This is a genomic window from Comamonas sp. Z1 (assembly GCF_008121555.1).
GTDB classification, from domain to species: Bacteria; Pseudomonadota; Gammaproteobacteria; order Burkholderiales; family Burkholderiaceae_C; genus Comamonas; species Comamonas thiooxydans.
Window position 1 is genome coordinate 173,548 of sequence record NZ_VOQT01000010.1, and the last position, 1,520, is coordinate 175,067.

Sequence of the window (1,520 nt, forward strand, 5' to 3'; positions counted from 1 at the left end):
TCGGCGGGTCAGTTCTGCGTGGAAATCAACAGCCTGTGCGTCAATATGCAACTCCTGTTTAACCGAAATACTGTTCAGATACGAAGCACCGGCACTGGCTGATGCCGCAAATGGAGCGCTGCGCCGCGATGCCGAACATTGAAGTTGCTCATCTTGCGCTTGACGCCGCGCGGGTTCAGGCGCCCACGACTGCTCACGCAGCGCCCGCGCGCGATCTCGGCCAGCAGGGCCTCGCGCCAGGCAGGCAAACGCTCAGGGGGAAACGGCCGCAGCTTGCGGCATCTTGCGCTTGATCACGCGCACGGCGTGCATGAAGCTCAGGCGATCCGGATCGAGTTCGCGCGCCCAGGCCGCCTGCGCCATCAACTGGCGAATCGCAAAGTGCGCCAGCAGCAGCCCCCACAGCTCCTGCTGCACCAGCTCGGGCGTCTTGCTGCGCAGCACCGTGCTGTTGGCGCGCAAATGCGTCTTGAACTCATCGAACACCCCCTCGATCTCCCAGCGCTCGTGGTACAGCGCGGCCAGCTCCAGGGCCGGCGCCGCATCGGGGTCCAGGAGGTTGGTCAGCAGCCGGTAGCTGCCCTGCGCCGGCGTGGCCGAGCCCTCGAGCGCGTAGTCGATCACACGCACCGTTTGCCCTGCGCGCCGCGCGCGGTCGTCGCTGTCGAACACGCGGCTCAGGTACGAGCCATCGGGCAACATCTGCTCTACCGGCAGCTTGAGGTTGGATTTGACCCGCCAGGCCAGCTTGGCGCCCGTAGCGCAGGCGGTCTGCCAGAGCTTGAAGCCGTAGAAGTTGCGGTCGGCCAGCACCAGCATCTCGGGCGTGAGCTTGGCGGGCAGCAACTGGGCGGCCATGACCTGCTCGCTGTGGCCGTAGGGTGCGATGCCGGCTGCCACCACCGCGTGCGTGCCGCATTCCACCAGGCCCAGAACGCGCGCCTGCGGGAAGGCGCTTTGGCCGCGCGAGGCGCCCGGGTAGCCGAAGAACTTGGCGTTGGCCGCCTCGTCGGCCACGTCCATGCAGCTGCCGTCCAGGGCCATCACGCGCAATCCCCGGTACCACGCCCCTGGCGCCCCCGGCGCGGCCAGCGGGCGCAGCACCCGATCGGCCAATTGGCGCATGACCTCGGGGCCCAGCCGGCTGCGCGCCTGCGAGATCGCGGACTTGCTGGCCTGCACCGCCTCAGTGTGGCCGCCGCCGAGCCATTGCAGGCCTTCGCACACCACGCGCAGCACTTCCTCCAGCGGCGCTTCGCGCCACAGCGCCAGCGCCATCACGTAATACACCACTGCCGGCGCGGGCAGCAGCCGCTCCCGCTGGCTGGCCTTGCCGGTCTCGGCCAACACTTCTTCGATCAACGTCCGTGGACACACGCTGGCCAGCACCCCGGCGCTGATCAAATGCGCAACGTCAACTCTCGACGGCAGCGTCTTGCGTGTTCTGGCCATCACCCTCATCCATTGAAGCTTCGATGGATGAGGATTATGGCTTTAAAAATACTATCTGAACAGTATTG

At 66.6% G+C, this 1,520-nt stretch carries 1 protein-coding gene; it reads right to left on the reverse strand.

Translation table 11 applies throughout. The features are described from left to right. Positions 1–252: 252 nt before the first annotated feature. Entirely contained in the window at positions 253–1,461 is a 1,209-nt protein-coding gene (locus tag FSY45_RS18090; protein WP_011517431.1) for an IS4-like element ISBvi1 family transposase, read from the reverse strand. Positions 1,462–1,520: the final 59 nt, after the last annotated feature.